This window comes from Roseibium sp. AWQ4_290 (assembly GCF_056160985.1).
This window is the reverse complement of the sequence record NZ_JBSWYG010000020.1, coordinates 37512-50937: the sequence shown is the minus strand read 5'-3', so window position 1 is coordinate 50937 and position 13426 is coordinate 37512. Positions and strand designations below refer to the sequence as shown.

The following is a 13426-nucleotide window of genomic DNA, read 5'->3' as shown; positions in this document are numbered from 1 at the left end:
TGGCTGCTCAGAGCTGCTTGGAGGAAGACGAGGCAATGGGAAACGGGATGATCAGAGAGTTCGGCACTCTTGCGGACGGAACCGCTGTTCAGGAAATCACCTTGAAAAAGGGGCCGCTGGAGATGGCGGTTCTGACCTATGGTGCCATTATCCGGGATCTGAAAGTCAACGGCCAAACTGTTGTTCTGGGGTTTGATGATCTTCAGAGTTATCTTGATCAGTCTCCCTATTTCGGCGTGATCGCCGGACGCTGTGCCAACCGCATTGCCGAAGGGCGGTTTGAAGCCGGGGGCACCATCTACCAGCTCGACCGGAACGAAGCCGGGCGGCACCACCTTCACGGGGGCAGCCAGGGATTTTCTGCGCGTGTCTGGAGCCTGGAGCAGAGCGACAAGGCAAGCGTGCTTCTGAAGATGGTCTCTGAGGATGGCGACATGGGGTATCCGGGGCGGGTCGAAGCGCTGGTGCGCTACACCCTGACCGGTGCTGGTGCGCTGCGGATCAAGATCACGGCTGTGACGGACAAGACCACGCCGGTCAATCTGACCCAGCACAGCTATTTCAATCTCGCCGGGGGCGGCACGATCCTGGACCACACTCTGGAAATTGCGGCAGAACACTATCTTCCGGTCGATGAGATGCTGATCCCGACCGGTGAGATCCGGCGGGTGGAATGGACCCCGTTTGACTTTCGCGACGGCCGCAAGCTGCGCCGCAAGCCGGGCGAGGAGGCCATCGAATATGACCACAATTTCTGTTTGGACGATAAGGTGCGGCCAGCGGTTGAATTTGCGGCCGCGCTGGAGGACCCGGACGGGGACCGGCGCATGGAAGTCTGGACCAGCGAACCGGGCCTGCAGCTTTATGATGCCAGCCGGATGACTGTGCCGGTGCCGGGGCTCAATGGACAGCGCTACGGGCCCCATGCCGGACTGTGCCTGGAGGCGCAGCGCTGGCCGGACAGCGTTAATCAGAAAGAATTTACGCCTGTCCTGCTACACCCGTCTGAAACATATACACATGTGACGGAATTCCGTTTTTCCTGATTTAGGTTACAGTAGGGGAGCGGCGTTCGCCGCAGGATCACCAGATGACGGCAGAAAGGGCAGCATTTGAAGACGGTATTTTCTGACCTTCAGTTTGCGCATGCGCCTGCTCAGGAGATTTCCGACGGTGAGCTCAAGCCCGCCGTGGAAATCCCGAGCCGTGCCGAAATCGTTTTGAAAACCGTCCGGGAGCGGGGCGTTGGCGAGATCGTGACGCCGGAAGACTTCCCGATTCGTCCAATCCATCAGGTCCATTCCCCGCACTACGTTTCCTTTCTGGAAAGCTTCTGGGACAGATGGACGGCTGTCGGGCGGACCAAGGAAGCCTTTCCGTTTGTCTGGCCCATCCGCAGCCTGCGCCAGGATGTGGAGCTGAACAATATTGACGGATTGCTCGGCCGCTATTCCATGGATGCGGGCACGCCGCTGGGCGAGCACACCTATCAGGCCGCGCGCGCCTCGGCCGACACGGCACTGACCGGCGCAAAACTGATTCTGGACGGTGAGGCATCGGCCTTCTCGCTGTGCCGTCCCCCCGGACATCATGCGGGTTTTGATTTCTTCGGCGGCTATTGTTTTTTCAACAATGCGGCTGTGGCTGCGCAATATATGCGCGACAATGGCATGAACCGGATCGCGATCCTGGATGTGGACTATCACCACGGCAATGGCACACAGGCGCTGTTCTATGACCGGCCGGACATTCTATTCCTGTCCATTCATGCCGACCCGAAGACCGAATACCCGTATTTCCTTGGCTATTCGGATGAAACCGGCGAACATGCCGGAACAGGCTTTACCCGGAACTGGCCCTTGCCCCTTGGGACCGGCTGGGACGGGTACAAGCCAGCTCTCGACGAGGCGTGCCGTTGGCTTCTGGTCTATAAGCCCGATGCCATGATCGTCTCCCTTGGGCTTGACTGTTTTGAAAGGGACCCGATTTCCGGGTTCAAATTCAAGAGCGAAGACTATCTCCTGCTCGGACAACGCCTTCAAAAGCTGAAGGTGCCGACCCTGTTCGTGATGGAAGGTGGCTATGCGGTGGACGCACTTGGCACAAATTGTGTGAATGTGCTGGAAGGTTTTTCCACCTAGTGCGGTGGAATTGAAAGATGCCTCCATTTGTGCAGCGCGCGGCATGCCGTGTTTCAGTTCCGAAAACCACACTAGAAACATAGGCTGGCTAGTCACTCTCCTGACTCTGAAGTTTTTTCGGAACACACTGGAATATCGGACTTATCGCCCGATGCGCTAGACAGAGCAGCGTTCCCCCGGGTTCAAACCGTTTTTGCTGTTCGTGTTGAACTTTCTGAGGTCAGGCAGCGAGAGGCGCATCTGATGAAACGCGATGTGCACCACGGCACATTCTGCAGATCCCGCCGCGCCTCAACAGCTTCACAGCAGTCCGAGCCGCTGAAGATCCTGCTGGAGGCCCTCAGCTCCCTTGAAGTGATGGGCGGTCATGCCGGTTTTTCTGGCGGCTTCAACATTGGCAAGGGAATCGTCAATGAAGAGGCAACTGGCGGCATCCAGTGTGTTGCGGTTGAAAAGCACCTCATAGATGCGCAGATCCGGTTTGACCAGCTGCTCATGCGCGGAGACAACCGTATCCAGAAAGCTGGTTGCCAGGAACGGAAACCGCTCGATCGCCTCGGCGAATTTTTCAGCCGAAAAATTCGTGATGGCATAAAGGGGAATCCCTTTGTCCTTGAGGGTGTCAAGCAGGCTCCGCGTGCCCGGGACTTCGCCTGGAACCATCTCGTGCCAGCGCTCCGAATAGGCGGCAATCAGGCCGGCCTTGTCCGGATGGGCCGCGCTCAGGGTGTCGACGGCGTCTTTCCAAGTGCGGCCAAGATCCTGTTGCAGGTTCCAGTCATAGGTGCACACGGTCTCAAGAAACGTTTTGCGCTCCACATCGTCGGGAATGAGACGTTCATAGAGAATTTCCGGATTCCATTCGATAAGGACATTGCCTATATCGAAGACAACGGTCGTGATAGGGTTGCTCATGTGGGGAACCTGTTTTGATGAGAAGTGTTTCGTTGGGCAGGCTATAATCTTTTATATTAATCAGAGTGTTATGACGGAACTGTGGCTTTGCTGATCTTTCGTGCGAACCTGTTTGTGCTGCTTCTGGTCTTGATCTTCATACCCGGAGCCGCCTCTGCCGCCAATCTGGAGACAATGCCGGACCGGTTGCGGCTCGGGGTGGTTGTCGCTTCTGATGAAACCGCCCGCGAGCGGGTGGAGCCTTTCCGCCAGGCTCTGGAGGAGATTGCCGATCTTCCCGTGGACCTCTTCCTGATGACGACACTGGGAGACGCGGTGGACGGGCTTGCCAAGGGCAAGATCGATTATGTGCGTCTGTCTCCCTCCGCATATGCGGCTGCCGACCGGCTGTGCCATTGCGTCGAACCCCTGGTGACCGCTGGGCCGGATGATTTCCCGGCCCGCTTCTATGCGGTTCTGATTGCACGCAAGGACGAGGGCAAGGGCGCGCTTGAAGATCTGAAAGGCACCCGGCTCGCCGTTGGCAGTGCCCAGGCGGTTGCCGCCTACCGGGTGCCGCTGGCCAACCTGGCAGCCGATGGGATCGACGTCCGGTCGCATTTTCAGGCTCTTGTGGAGGTGCAGAACCCGCTGGAAGGGGTAAAAGCCCTGATGGACGGGCGTGTTCAAGCAACGCTCGGCTGGTCGAGCCTCGCGGGAGAAGCCAAGAACGGCTTTACAGCGGGTACGCTGAACGATTTTTACATTTCCGGTGGCAAGGGCTTCAAGGATCTGGAGATTGTCTGGCGGTCTGCCCCCATTCCCTATTCGGCCCACAGCATCTCCAAGAATTTGCCAGACGAGCTGAAGCGCAGGCTGAGAGCCGGGTTGATGGATCTGCGGCGCGAGGCCCCGGATGCCTATCTGGCGATCGAGCCGGATCTGCCGGGCGGTTTTGAGCCGGTGGTCCATGCCGATTACCGGCCGGTTCTGAGAACTTTTGAAGATACTTATGCAGGTCTGCTGGAGGCGTCCAGCAAACCCTGATGTGTGGGGCCCAAACGGGCAGGTTTTTGATTGGCCTGCCGCTGTTTGGCGGCGAGCAAGAGAAGCGTCATACCAAGAGCGGCCAAATAGGTCACGATCAATTGCACGTGGTATCAGGCCGCCGCTTGCATCAGGGCCTGCGTATGGCGGCGGATCATTTCTTCCTCATTGGTCGGAATGACCAGCACCTTGATGCGCGAGCCGTCTGCTGAAATGTCCTCGGCCCGTGCCGCGTTTTTCGTCTCATCGATGGCAAGGCCCAGCCAGTCCTGATTGTCACAGACCTTTGAGCGGATCAGTGCGGCGTTCTCACCGATGCCGCCGGTAAAGACAATCGTATCAAGACCGCCAAGCACTGCGGCCATGGCGCCCAGTTCCCTTCGGATCCGGAAAACAAAATAGTCGATGGCCTCTGCTGCCCGGGGATCATCGCTTTCGCTCAAGGCGCGCATGTCCTGACTGATGCCGGACAGGCCCTTCAAACCGGATTGTTTGTAAAGCAGATCCGAAACCTCATCCGCGGACAGGCCCTTTGTGGTCAGCAGGTAAAGCACAACCCCCGGATCCAGCTGACCGCACCGCGTGCCCATGGGCAGGCCGTCGACGGCAGTAAAGCCCATTGTGGAGCCGATGCTCTGACCGTTGCGGATCGCGCACATGGACGCGCCATTGCCCAGATGGGCCACAACCAGCCGGCCGGCAGAAAGGTCCGGCGCCGTCCGGTTCAGATAGCTGCAGATATATTCATAGGACAGGCCATGAAAGCCGTAGCGGCGCACACCTTCCTCATAGAGGGAGCGGGGCAGGGCAAAGGTGTCGTTCACCCAGGGGTGTGAACGGTGAAACGCCGTGTCGAAACAGGCGGTCTGCAAGGCGTCCGGGAAGGCGGCCCGTGCCGCTTCGATCCCGGCCAGATTGTGAGGTTGGTGCAAAGGAGCAAGTGGCTCCAGCGTTTTCAGGTCTTCAAGAAGCGCATCCGTGATCTTTAACGGCGCGGTGTGGGCCGTGCCGCCATGCACCACCCGGTGCCCGACCGCATCGACTGTCTGCCCGGCCAGTTCAGCCTCCAGCACCGGCAGGAGCGCGGCCAGGGCGCTGCTATGGCTTTGACCTTCGCTGCCGGTCAAGGCACGGTCGATCCGGGTTCCCGTCCCCTTTGATGTCAGCGTCATCTGCGGCTTGGTGCCAAGGCCGGAAATCTGCCCGGCCAGCTGCACAGCCGGGCCTGCATAGAGTGTGAACTTGATGGAAGACGACCCGGAATTGAGGACCAGAATAACCTGTGCCATGGTCAGGTCGCCTCCCGGTCCAGTATCCCGGCCGGGGCCCCGGTCGCCTGCCAGTGCATGTAGAGGAGCGCCAGCGCGCAGGAGGCGAGGCGGGCCCTTGCATCATCGGCCCGGCTGGTCAGCATCACCGGCACCTTCGCGCCGAGCACAAGTCCGGCGGCTTCGGCATGGGCAATGAACGTCAGTTCCTTGGCCAGCATGTTGCCGGCTTCCAGATTGGGAACGATCAGAACCTCCGCATGGCCTGCCACAAGAGAGGTGATGCCCTTCGTGCGCGCCGCCTGAACGTCAATGGCGTTGTCCATGGCCAGCGGGCCATCCACAATGGCACCCGTGATCTGGCCGCGTTCGGCCATCTTCGACAGAACCGCCGCATCGAGACTGGAGGGGATCGCCGGATTGACGGTTTCAATGGCGGAGAGGATGCCGACGCGCGGCGTGTCGAGGCCCAGTGAGCAGGCAGCGTCGATCGCGTTCTGGGTGATGTCGACCTTGGTATTGAGGTCGGGTGTGATGTTGATGGCAGCATCGGAAATGAGAACCGGTGTCTTGCGGCCGGGAATGTCCATGACAAATACGTGACTGATCCGCCGTTTTGTCCTGAGGCCACCATCGCGTTTGACCACGTGATGCAGCAGGTGGTCGGTGTGAAGATGCCCCTTCATCACCGCTTTTGCCTTGCCTTCCTGCACCATGGCGACTGCCCGCCCGGCTGCTTCCATCTCGTCTTCGATATCGATCAGTTCATAGGCCCCGATATCCTCGCCGAGGTCTTTCGCGGCCTGTTCGATCCGGTCTTTTGCGCCGATCAGGGTAGGGCGGATCAGGCCTTCACGCGCGGCCATGATCGCCCCCTCCAGGGAATTGGGGTCATCGGGCGCGGCAACGGCGGTGGGCAGGGCCGGCAAGGTCTTGGCCAGCTCGATCATCCGGTTGAAGTGACGGTGCCTTTGCACCAGCAGGGCAGGAATGTTGCTGGAATCAAATTCAATGGTTTCGGTCGGGGCGGCCACTTCCGCTACGCCCTCCACCAGGGGGACGGTGCCGTCACGGGCCACGCTCAGATCCAGGACAACAATATTGTCCCCCCGCTTTTCTGTGACCGTGACCCGCACATGCAGCTTGTCGCCCACAGCAGCGCCGCCGAGAAACCGGAAAGACTGGGACTTGTAGACGGTTCCCGGGCCGGGAAGAATATTGCCAAGGACAGCCGAAGCGAGGCCTCCAACCCACATTGCCGGTGCCACGGGCTTGTCCACATGGCCGTCGCCGGTCCAGTCGGTGTCGGGCAGGTGGATCGGATTGTGATTGCCGGAGGCGTGGGCAAAGACCAGCAGGTCATTGCTGGAACATTCCCGGATGATCTCTGCTGTATCCCCTACGGAAATCTGGTCATATGTCTTGTTTGTCGCCATCGGTCGTGGATCCCAAGCTGAAACGGAATTTTGCAGCGCAACATTCAGCTGGAAGGTATCCGGATTGTACGACGATACAAATACGGGAGAGTTCTTACGGTGCCTTTCTGCCCCCATTCGGGTCAAGGCCAGGAACGTGTCAGCAGGTGCCGCAGGTCACCGTGTCTGTGATGCGCGGAGCAAGATAGTAGGTGTCACTCAGGGTGAGAGCCGACGGGCTCCAGCCGTAGAGGGAGTCCAGAAATCCAACAAAGTTGGGTGTGTATCCAAGGTTGGTCTGGCCAACAACAATGGATGTGTTTGGAGTTGCCACGGTCGCAGGAAGCGTGAAGGGCGGGGCCGTGCCCTCGGCCCAAGGCTCCGAACCATTGGAGTCACGGCTCCAGTCAACTGTTGCATCTCCAGATGCGTCAAAGGAAACGCTTGCCGCAATCACCTGCAAATTGGTCGAAGGGTAAGGGTCCAGAATGTTCTCACCAATGTCCAGAAGGGAATCGAGATCCGACGACGTGAGGGTTTCTTCCTGCGCGATGAGGTCGGCGATGGAGTTGGCAATCCGGCTGACTTTCCGGTCCTGATTCAGCGCATCCGCCAATTGCGTCATGCCGATCAGCAGGAAAAGCATGAACGGCAGAATGATCGCAAACTCGACTGCGGTGACACCGTCTTCGCTGCGGCGCAGTTTCGCAAGGAGCCGGAAAGCGCGGCCGTCCAATCTTGCTGGGCTCAGATTGAGATCATTGCCAGGGTTCATTGCGAAACACCATTGTTGAGGTCAGGAGTTGCTCAGTGCCATGGTCGCCGAGAGCCAAATTCAGTGCCGACGACATCCTCGGCCATCTGTAGATGACCTTGACGACGACAATGCTGCTTGAACCTCCGATGTTGTACGAAAGCTCATCTTCTTCTTTCAGCTCGCCGTCGCTGTCATAGAGGCTGTTTGTCGAACCGGCATCGGAAAAGGCATTCACGTTTTCCACGTCGACAACAATTCTGTCCGTGTCGCACATGAAGGTCGGCATGAAACCGCAAATCTTGTCTTTGAAATCCGAAACGGAAGAAATGTCCGCGTGCTGGCCGGTTCGGATCAGCCTGGAGGCGCTGATCACAGCATTGTCGACCATCCTGTTGACGAAGATCGAAAAGCAGACTTCGATGATGCCAAAGACCAGGATAAAGAAGGGCAAGGCGATGAACGAAAATTCGATTGCTGTTGCCCCTTTCCGGTCCTTGAGAAAGCATCTCATCAACCGGGGAATATATCTGGTTCGCTCTGCCATCTGCCGCTTCATCGTTTGCTCACATTTCAGCAACGTTATTGTGTGCCGCCAGCCGCTGTTGCAGCCATCGCGTTTCTGGATTCAGACTGGGCCGCAATTCCTTCGAAGGTTTTGAGATCATCGCCAAGGCGCATCGTTGGCTCGCAGGTTGGATGGCACGACATGGTCGAGCGCAAGGACTTGCGGTAAATCGCGACCACACCCTCTGCGGACGCCCTGACAGTCAGGGTCTCGTCAACAATCGGCTTGCTGTTGCGATCCAAAATGACGAGATTGGTAGTCCCGTAGCTTTTGCCCGTAATCACAACTGTATTCTCATCGTAAAGGGCAACGTCGGCAATAAACGGATTGCCAACGATCACTGCGGAGGCGCCGTCATCTATGCGGAAGATCTTTGCGCGGTCGACTGTCACCATCACAGGGCCTTCCTCAGCCAGAGCGGCGCTTGCCTGAACAGCAAACACAAGAACGCCGGCCCATTTCGCTAGCTTCATAAACATGCTTATGAATACTCCATCTATGTGATTTCTTTCGAGATAATGCCTCAAACGTGGTGAACGATCTGCTAACGGTGAAGAATTAAGACTAAAGCTGCCTCAACTTGTTTTTGCTGGAGAAGAAATCTCATTGAGCATGTTTAAAAGCCGGAGAGTGAGATCAGGACAATCTTGTATCCAGAATTCCGGTCTTATAAATTTTACTGATAGTGCGTTTTATTAAGATCAAAGCGAATTCATGATGGGGAGTGCGCGGAGAAATCTCAAATATACTGAGGAATATTCCTGCATATAGAAGAGTTTTTACAAATAATATTCTGGATATTAATTGTCGAATACTGAAATTAATATTTTTTTATCTATACAGATTTTTAACTATCTTTTCTTTTCTCAGCATTAACGCGGAATCCTTTGGTTGTTTTAACGGGTTGGAAAGCTCTGATGCCTAGGGTGAAGCCGTGTTCGAACGGACCAAAAAAGATCCGGCGAACTTGAAGCTGTCAACTCAGTGGTACTTGGAGCAAAAACATGAAATCTCTTATCAACCGTTTCGCTAAAGACGAATCCGGCGCAACTGCAATTGAATACGGCCTGATCGCAGGTCTGCTGTCCATCGTGATCATTGCTGGTGTGTCTCTGGCTGGTACGAACATCAGCAGCATCTTCTCCGCGATCGGTTCCGCGCTCGCTGGCACGACCGTCACGACCGGTAGCTAATACGCTGGTCTGCGCCACATCGAACGCGGTGCGGCGTTACCAGATCGTGTGATTGCAAGAAACGGGCAGATCTCTGCCCGTTTTTTGTTTTGCGGTTTGCTGTCTTAGGTCCTTATTTCATTAACTTCCTGCACCTATGCTTGGAACGGGCTGAAAGAATTGTGAGCTTGATATGTTAGAGGCGGCACTATTGGTCTTCTTCCCGATGCTTGTGGCATTCGGCGGGGCCTCCGACCTGTTGACGATGACCATCCGCAACAGGGTGTCGCTGCTGCTTATCGGCGGGTTTTCTGTTCTGGCTCTTTGCACCGGCATGCCGCCGAGTGGTTGGGGCCTTCATGTGGCCGGGCTGCTTGCGGTTTTTTCCGTCTGTTTTGCGTTTTTTGCCGCCGGATGGATGGGGGGCGGGGACGTCAAGTTCATAAGCGCCATCGCCTTGTGGGTCGGTTTTTCTCCAGAACTCGCCGCGTTTGTAGCTCTTGTCGCGATATACGGAATGTTCTTGACGATTGGCCTGCTCTTGATGCGCTCCCATCTTGTGCTCCCGGCTGTGCTGTACCGGCAGGATTGGCTTGCGCGTTTGCACGACAGCAAGAGCGGCATCCCATATGGAATTGCCATCGCAATTGCCGGTCTCCAAATCTACCCGTCGACCGGGTGGTTTCTGATGCTTGGCCAAAGCGCCTGACACGTACGCTTTGGCGCACATCGCGTTGCATCTGATTTGCCTCCCGCTGCCTGTCTTTCTGAGCGTTCTCCGGTCTTGGCTGTCCCGCGTCCCGCTCTTTTTTGCCAGTCTTGGCGTTTGTGTGGCCGCAAAATCTGGCTGGCTCTCCTGGCAAAAAATTAAATTCGGCATATGAGACATGGGTAAAAGCACGGAAGGCGGTTCTTTCCCCGAGCCAGGCGCCCCGGACCAGTTCGAAATCATTGCTTCGCTCAACTGGGAACAGTGAAAAGTGTCCTGTTTCCTTGATGTTCAAATGTGAAGTCAGCAACGGCACAGAAAATCGGCGTTGTCCGGTCGCGCTTTGTCAATTGGTACGAATTTTCGCAAATTGAATGAGATTTAAGGACGTGTTTGGTAAAGTTAATGGAAATTAACCAAAAACTTCTACTGACGATTAACCATGTTTTGACCAATTTCCCGTCATCCTAAGAACACAAGGCGCAGAAGCGCGCAGGATCATTGGGTTTTTGTCATGAAATTCGCTCGAATCTTCGTACTGGCGATCGCATTGGTGGCAGGTCTGCTGGCTTTCCGGATGGTTATGATGTCCGGCGGAGAGCCGGCACCACAGGCTGTCGAGGTCCCGGTTGAAACGAAAAAGGCAAAGGTTCTCATTGCCGAAGTCGACATTCCTCTCGGTGGCAAGCTGACCAAGGACAACTTCGCCTGGTCAGATTGGCCCGAGGATGCACTGCCGCGTGGGGTCGTGACCAAAAAGAGCGATCCGACGGCCGAAAAGGAATTCATCGGCCGAATCGCAAAGGCACCGATTTTCGCAGGCGAGCCCATCCGGCCGGAACGCCTGATCAACACGGACAAAGGTTTCATGGCGGCGATTTTGCCGAAGGGGAAACGGGCAATTGCCGTGAGCGTCGAAGCGGAGACCACCGCGGGCGGCTTTATTCTTCCCGGCGACAAGGTCGATCTCATTCTTACCAGTGACGAGCGTGAATCCGTCGTCTCAAAGACGATCTTGGAAAACATACGCGTTCTGGCGATTGACTCCACGACTGCGGGAGAACAGGACCAGAAAAATCTGTCACCCAAGAAGACGGCAACTCTGGAACTCACACTGCCGGAGTCTGAGGTCGTGGCGCAGGCGCAACAGCTTGGCACCATCTCGCTCGCCCTTCGCAGTGCTCAGGATTCAGCCGATGATGCGGTCGACGATCAAGGCCGGCGCAATGATGTGAGCTACGTGAAATACGGCATCACCAGCAAGGCAGTTTCGCCATGAGACCGGATATGAGAAAAAAGTTCAGAATGAGGGGCGCAATGAGACACCATCTGGTTAAACTGACGGCGTGTGTCGCTCTGTTCGCCGCTAGCCTTGGAACACCGGTCACCGGAGCTTCAGCTCAGTCCAATTTTCCAAGCCAGGTTCATATCGCAGCCGGAGAGCGGGCCAGCGGACGCATTTTGAATGTCGGGATCGGCCGGTCGGTTGTGATCAATCTGGCCGAAGATGCAGCCGACGTCCTGGTCTCGAATCCGGAAATCGCTGATGCGGTCCTCAGAACGCCGCGCCGGATCTTTGTTCTCGGAAACACCGCAGGTCAGGCCCGTCTGGTCTTGTTCAGCCGCAGTGGCCGCGAACTGGCGAGCTTTGATCTGCGGGTGGAAAATGACACATCCGATCTGGCAAGGATCATTCGCAAACTCATTCCCGGGGCAAATATTTCTGCTGAGTCTGTCAATGGCAACGTGATTTTGAGCGGCACTGCCAAAAGCACCCTTGAGGCGCAACAGGCAGCAGACATTGCCTCGAAGTTCCAAGGCGCTGACAGTGCGACCAAAGTGGTCAATTTGATCACAGTGGAAGGCAAGGATCAGGTTCACCTCAAGGTGACGGTGGCCGAAGTCGAGCGCTCGATTGTCAAGCAGCTTGGGGTTCAATTCAGTGGATCGGTGGGAACCGGCAATTTCACACCGAATTTTTCTTCGGCTCCCGGGTTCAACGTGAACCCCTCCATCGTCAACCAGGCGGTTGCCGGCGTGTCGTTTGCCTCTGGTTCGGCCTCGATTAGCGCAGAGATCCAGGCGCTTCAGCGCGATGGGGTTATCCGCACGCTCGCCGAACCGACCTTGACAGCGATATCTGGTGAAAATGCCAGCTTCTTGGCGGGGGGGGAGTTTCCAATCCCGGTTGCTCAGGACAATGACTCTGTCAGTGTCGAGTTCAAGAAATTCGGTGTCGGCCTGGATTTCACGCCGGTGGTGCTCTCCGGGGGACGCATCAGTCTCCGGGTGCTGACCGAGGTGAGTGAATTGACCAACGAAGGCGCGGTGACCACGGGCGGTATCACGATTTCGGCCCTGAAAGTCCGCAGGGCAGAATCCACTGTGGAACTCCCCTCTGGCGGTACGCTGGTCATGGCAGGCCTGCTGAAAGAATCCTACAGCCAGTCTATCGAGGGCATTCCCGGTTTGATGCAGATCCCGGTTTTGGGTGCCTTGTTCAAAAGCCGCGACTTTCTGAGGGATCAAACTGAACTGGCAGTGTTCGTCACGCCTTATGTCGTCCGGCCGGTCGCCATGCAGAAAATGGTGCGGCCAGACAAGAACCTGATACCGCCATCGGACGCAGAAACCGTTTTTCTGAACCGGTTGAACAAGATTTTTAACCCTTCTGGTGGTGTCATCGAGGATGAATACCATGGCGAAGTCGGATTTATCTACAAGTGAGGATGGACGGATGAAGACGAAGCATGCAGTCCTGATGTCTGCCCTTTCCAGATCCGCGCTTGTGCTTGCCGGGTGCTTGACTGCTGCGGGCTGCAATACGACGGGTCAGACGAATTCCGAGTTGCTGGCAGCTCATGACTACCGCTACCGGCACCCGATTGTCATTACGGAAGAGCCGGCGACGCTCGACCTACCAATCGGCCGGAACACGCGGAACCTATATGGTCCGATCGAAGGCACGATTTCCGCATTTGCAGCTGAGTCCCGTCAAAAGGGCAATGGCGCGGTCGAAATTCTGATCCCTTCAGGGGGAGCGAATGAAGCCGCCGTTCATGCGGTGACAGGCGATATCAAGACGGCGTTGCAGCGTGGCGGTGTCAGCCGGTCCCGAATTTCGACCCGCACCTACGCTGTTCAAGATTCCTCTGCCGAGGCACCAATTCGTCTGTCTTATGCTGCCATGCAGGCAACGGCAGGGCCCTGCGGGGCCTGGCCGAAAAACCTCGGCGGCGGCATTGGAGAAAACACGGAATATGAGAATTTCGGCTGCGCTACCCAGTCCAACCTTGCCGCGATGGTCGACAATCCGTCTGACCTGATTACGCCAAGGGCGTCCACACCGGCCGATCAGGCCCGCCGCGCAGTTGTGATCGAGAATTACAGAGAAGGGTCAGAGACCACCAGTTCCTATACCGAAGGTGTGGGCGCTCAGGTCTCAGAATAGGTGAAGC

At 56.7% G+C, this 13426-nt stretch carries 14 protein-coding genes; 8 read left to right on the top strand and 6 right to left on the bottom strand.

What is annotated here, in order from left to right; all coding sequences use genetic code 11:
- The first annotated feature begins 47 nt into the window (after positions 1 to 47).
- Positions 48 to 1046, top strand: a complete 999-nt coding sequence (locus ACXAH0_RS19375; RefSeq protein WP_475177084.1) for an aldose epimerase family protein — start codon at positions 48 to 50, stop codon at positions 1044 to 1046.
- A gap of 66 nt (positions 1047 to 1112) precedes the next feature.
- A complete protein-coding gene (locus ACXAH0_RS19370; RefSeq protein ID WP_475177090.1) occupies positions 1113 to 2141 on the top strand; it encodes a histone deacetylase family protein in 1029 nt (342 codons plus the stop codon).
- 300 nt (positions 2142 to 2441) lie between these two features.
- Here ACXAH0_RS19370 and ACXAH0_RS19365 read toward each other — a convergent pair whose 3' ends face one another.
- Positions 2442 to 3056, bottom strand: coding sequence for an HAD family hydrolase (locus ACXAH0_RS19365; protein WP_475194261.1), 615 nt, complete (start codon positions 3054 to 3056; stop codon positions 2442 to 2444).
- An 87-nt stretch (positions 3057 to 3143) separates the two neighbouring features.
- Between ACXAH0_RS19365 and ACXAH0_RS19360 the strand changes: the two genes are divergently transcribed.
- Complete coding sequence (locus tag ACXAH0_RS19360; protein WP_475185267.1) at positions 3144 to 4082, top strand: phosphate/phosphite/phosphonate ABC transporter substrate-binding protein; 939 nt, start codon at positions 3144 to 3146, stop codon at positions 4080 to 4082.
- A 113-nt stretch (positions 4083 to 4195) separates the two neighbouring features.
- On the opposite strand, the gene ACXAH0_RS19355 is transcribed toward ACXAH0_RS19360, so the two are convergent.
- The 5 genes from ACXAH0_RS19355 to ACXAH0_RS19335 all read right to left on the bottom strand — a co-directional run bounded on the left by ACXAH0_RS19355 (position 4196) and on the right by ACXAH0_RS19335 (position 8566).
- Positions 4196 to 5371 carry an acetate/propionate family kinase gene (locus tag ACXAH0_RS19355; protein ID WP_475194259.1) on the bottom strand — a complete coding sequence of 392 codons (1176 nt, stop codon included), beginning with the start codon at positions 5369 to 5371 and terminating at the stop codon, positions 4196 to 4198.
- 2 nt (positions 5372 to 5373) lie between these two features.
- Entirely contained in the window at positions 5374 to 6786 is a 1413-nt protein-coding gene (locus ACXAH0_RS19350; protein WP_475194257.1) for a bifunctional enoyl-CoA hydratase/phosphate acetyltransferase, read from the bottom strand.
- 139 nt (positions 6787 to 6925) lie between these two features.
- Positions 6926 to 7540 carry a TadE/TadG family type IV pilus assembly protein gene (locus ACXAH0_RS19345; protein WP_475185279.1) on the bottom strand — a complete coding sequence of 205 codons (615 nt, stop codon included), beginning with the start codon at positions 7538 to 7540 and terminating at the stop codon, positions 6926 to 6928.
- On the bottom strand, positions 7524 to 8066 hold the full coding sequence (locus ACXAH0_RS19340; RefSeq protein ID WP_475185283.1) for a TadE/TadG family type IV pilus assembly protein: 543 nt from the start codon (positions 8064 to 8066) through the stop codon (positions 7524 to 7526). The genes ACXAH0_RS19345 and ACXAH0_RS19340 overlap by 17 nt, the downstream gene beginning before the upstream one ends.
- A 35-nt stretch (positions 8067 to 8101) precedes the next feature.
- Entirely contained in the window at positions 8102 to 8566 is a 465-nt protein-coding gene (locus tag ACXAH0_RS19335) for a pilus assembly protein N-terminal domain-containing protein (RefSeq protein ID WP_475185284.1), read from the bottom strand.
- Between the two features lie 525 nt (positions 8567 to 9091).
- On the opposite strand from ACXAH0_RS19335, the gene ACXAH0_RS19330 reads away from it, so the two are divergent.
- The 5 genes from ACXAH0_RS19330 to ACXAH0_RS19310 all read left to right on the top strand — a co-directional run bounded on the left by ACXAH0_RS19330 (position 9092) and on the right by ACXAH0_RS19310 (position 13419).
- The gene (locus tag ACXAH0_RS19330) at positions 9092 to 9280 is read left to right on the top strand and encodes a Flp family type IVb pilin (protein ID WP_475185286.1); all 189 of its coding nucleotides are present in this window, start codon (positions 9092 to 9094) and stop codon (positions 9278 to 9280) included.
- Positions 9281 to 9452: 172 nt separating this feature from the next.
- Positions 9453 to 9968, top strand: a complete 516-nt coding sequence (locus ACXAH0_RS19325) for an A24 family peptidase (protein ID WP_475185288.1) — start codon at positions 9453 to 9455, stop codon at positions 9966 to 9968.
- A 514-nt stretch (positions 9969 to 10482) separates the two neighbouring features.
- Positions 10483 to 11247 (top strand): Flp pilus assembly protein CpaB, encoded by a 765-nt coding sequence (gene cpaB / locus ACXAH0_RS19320; RefSeq protein ID WP_475185289.1) that lies wholly within the window; start codon positions 10483 to 10485, stop codon positions 11245 to 11247.
- 38 nt (positions 11248 to 11285) lie between these two features.
- Entirely contained in the window at positions 11286 to 12695 is a 1410-nt protein-coding gene (locus ACXAH0_RS19315) for a type II and III secretion system protein family protein (protein WP_475194255.1), read from the top strand.
- Positions 12696 to 12705: 10 nt separating this feature from the next.
- Entirely contained in the window at positions 12706 to 13419 is a 714-nt protein-coding gene (locus ACXAH0_RS19310; protein WP_475194252.1) for a CpaD family pilus assembly protein, read from the top strand.
- Positions 13420 to 13426: the final 7 nt, after the last annotated feature.

Excerpts from the sequence above, each read along its gene's own strand:
- ACXAH0_RS19330 (WP_475185286.1), top strand. The coding sequence starts at position 9,092 with ATGAAATCTCTTATCAACCGTTTCGCTAAAGACGAATCCGGCGCAACT.
- ACXAH0_RS19375 (WP_475177084.1), top strand. The coding sequence starts at position 48 with ATGATCAGAGAGTTCGGCACTCTTGCGGACGGAACCGCTGTTCAGGAA.
- ACXAH0_RS19315 (WP_475194255.1), top strand. The coding sequence starts at position 11,286 with ATGAGACACCATCTGGTTAAACTGACGGCGTGTGTCGCTCTGTTCGCC.
- ACXAH0_RS19325 (WP_475185288.1), top strand. The coding sequence starts at position 9,453 with ATGTTAGAGGCGGCACTATTGGTCTTCTTCCCGATGCTTGTGGCATTC.
- cpaB (WP_475185289.1), top strand. The coding sequence starts at position 10,483 with ATGAAATTCGCTCGAATCTTCGTACTGGCGATCGCATTGGTGGCAGGT.
- ACXAH0_RS19310 (WP_475194252.1), top strand. The coding sequence starts at position 12,706 with ATGAAGACGAAGCATGCAGTCCTGATGTCTGCCCTTTCCAGATCCGCG.
- ACXAH0_RS19335 (WP_475185284.1), bottom strand. The coding sequence starts at position 8,566 with ATGTTTATGAAGCTAGCGAAATGGGCCGGCGTTCTTGTGTTTGCTGTT.
- ACXAH0_RS19365 (WP_475194261.1), bottom strand. The coding sequence starts at position 3,056 with ATGAGCAACCCTATCACGACCGTTGTCTTCGATATAGGCAATGTCCTT.
- ACXAH0_RS19355 (WP_475194259.1), bottom strand. The coding sequence starts at position 5,371 with ATGGCACAGGTTATTCTGGTCCTCAATTCCGGGTCGTCTTCCATCAAG.
- ACXAH0_RS19350 (WP_475194257.1), bottom strand. The coding sequence starts at position 6,786 with ATGGCGACAAACAAGACATATGACCAGATTTCCGTAGGGGATACAGCA.
- ACXAH0_RS19345 (WP_475185279.1), bottom strand. The coding sequence starts at position 7,540 with ATGAACCCTGGCAATGATCTCAATCTGAGCCCAGCAAGATTGGACGGC.
- ACXAH0_RS19340 (WP_475185283.1), bottom strand. The coding sequence starts at position 8,066 with ATGGCAGAGCGAACCAGATATATTCCCCGGTTGATGAGATGCTTTCTC.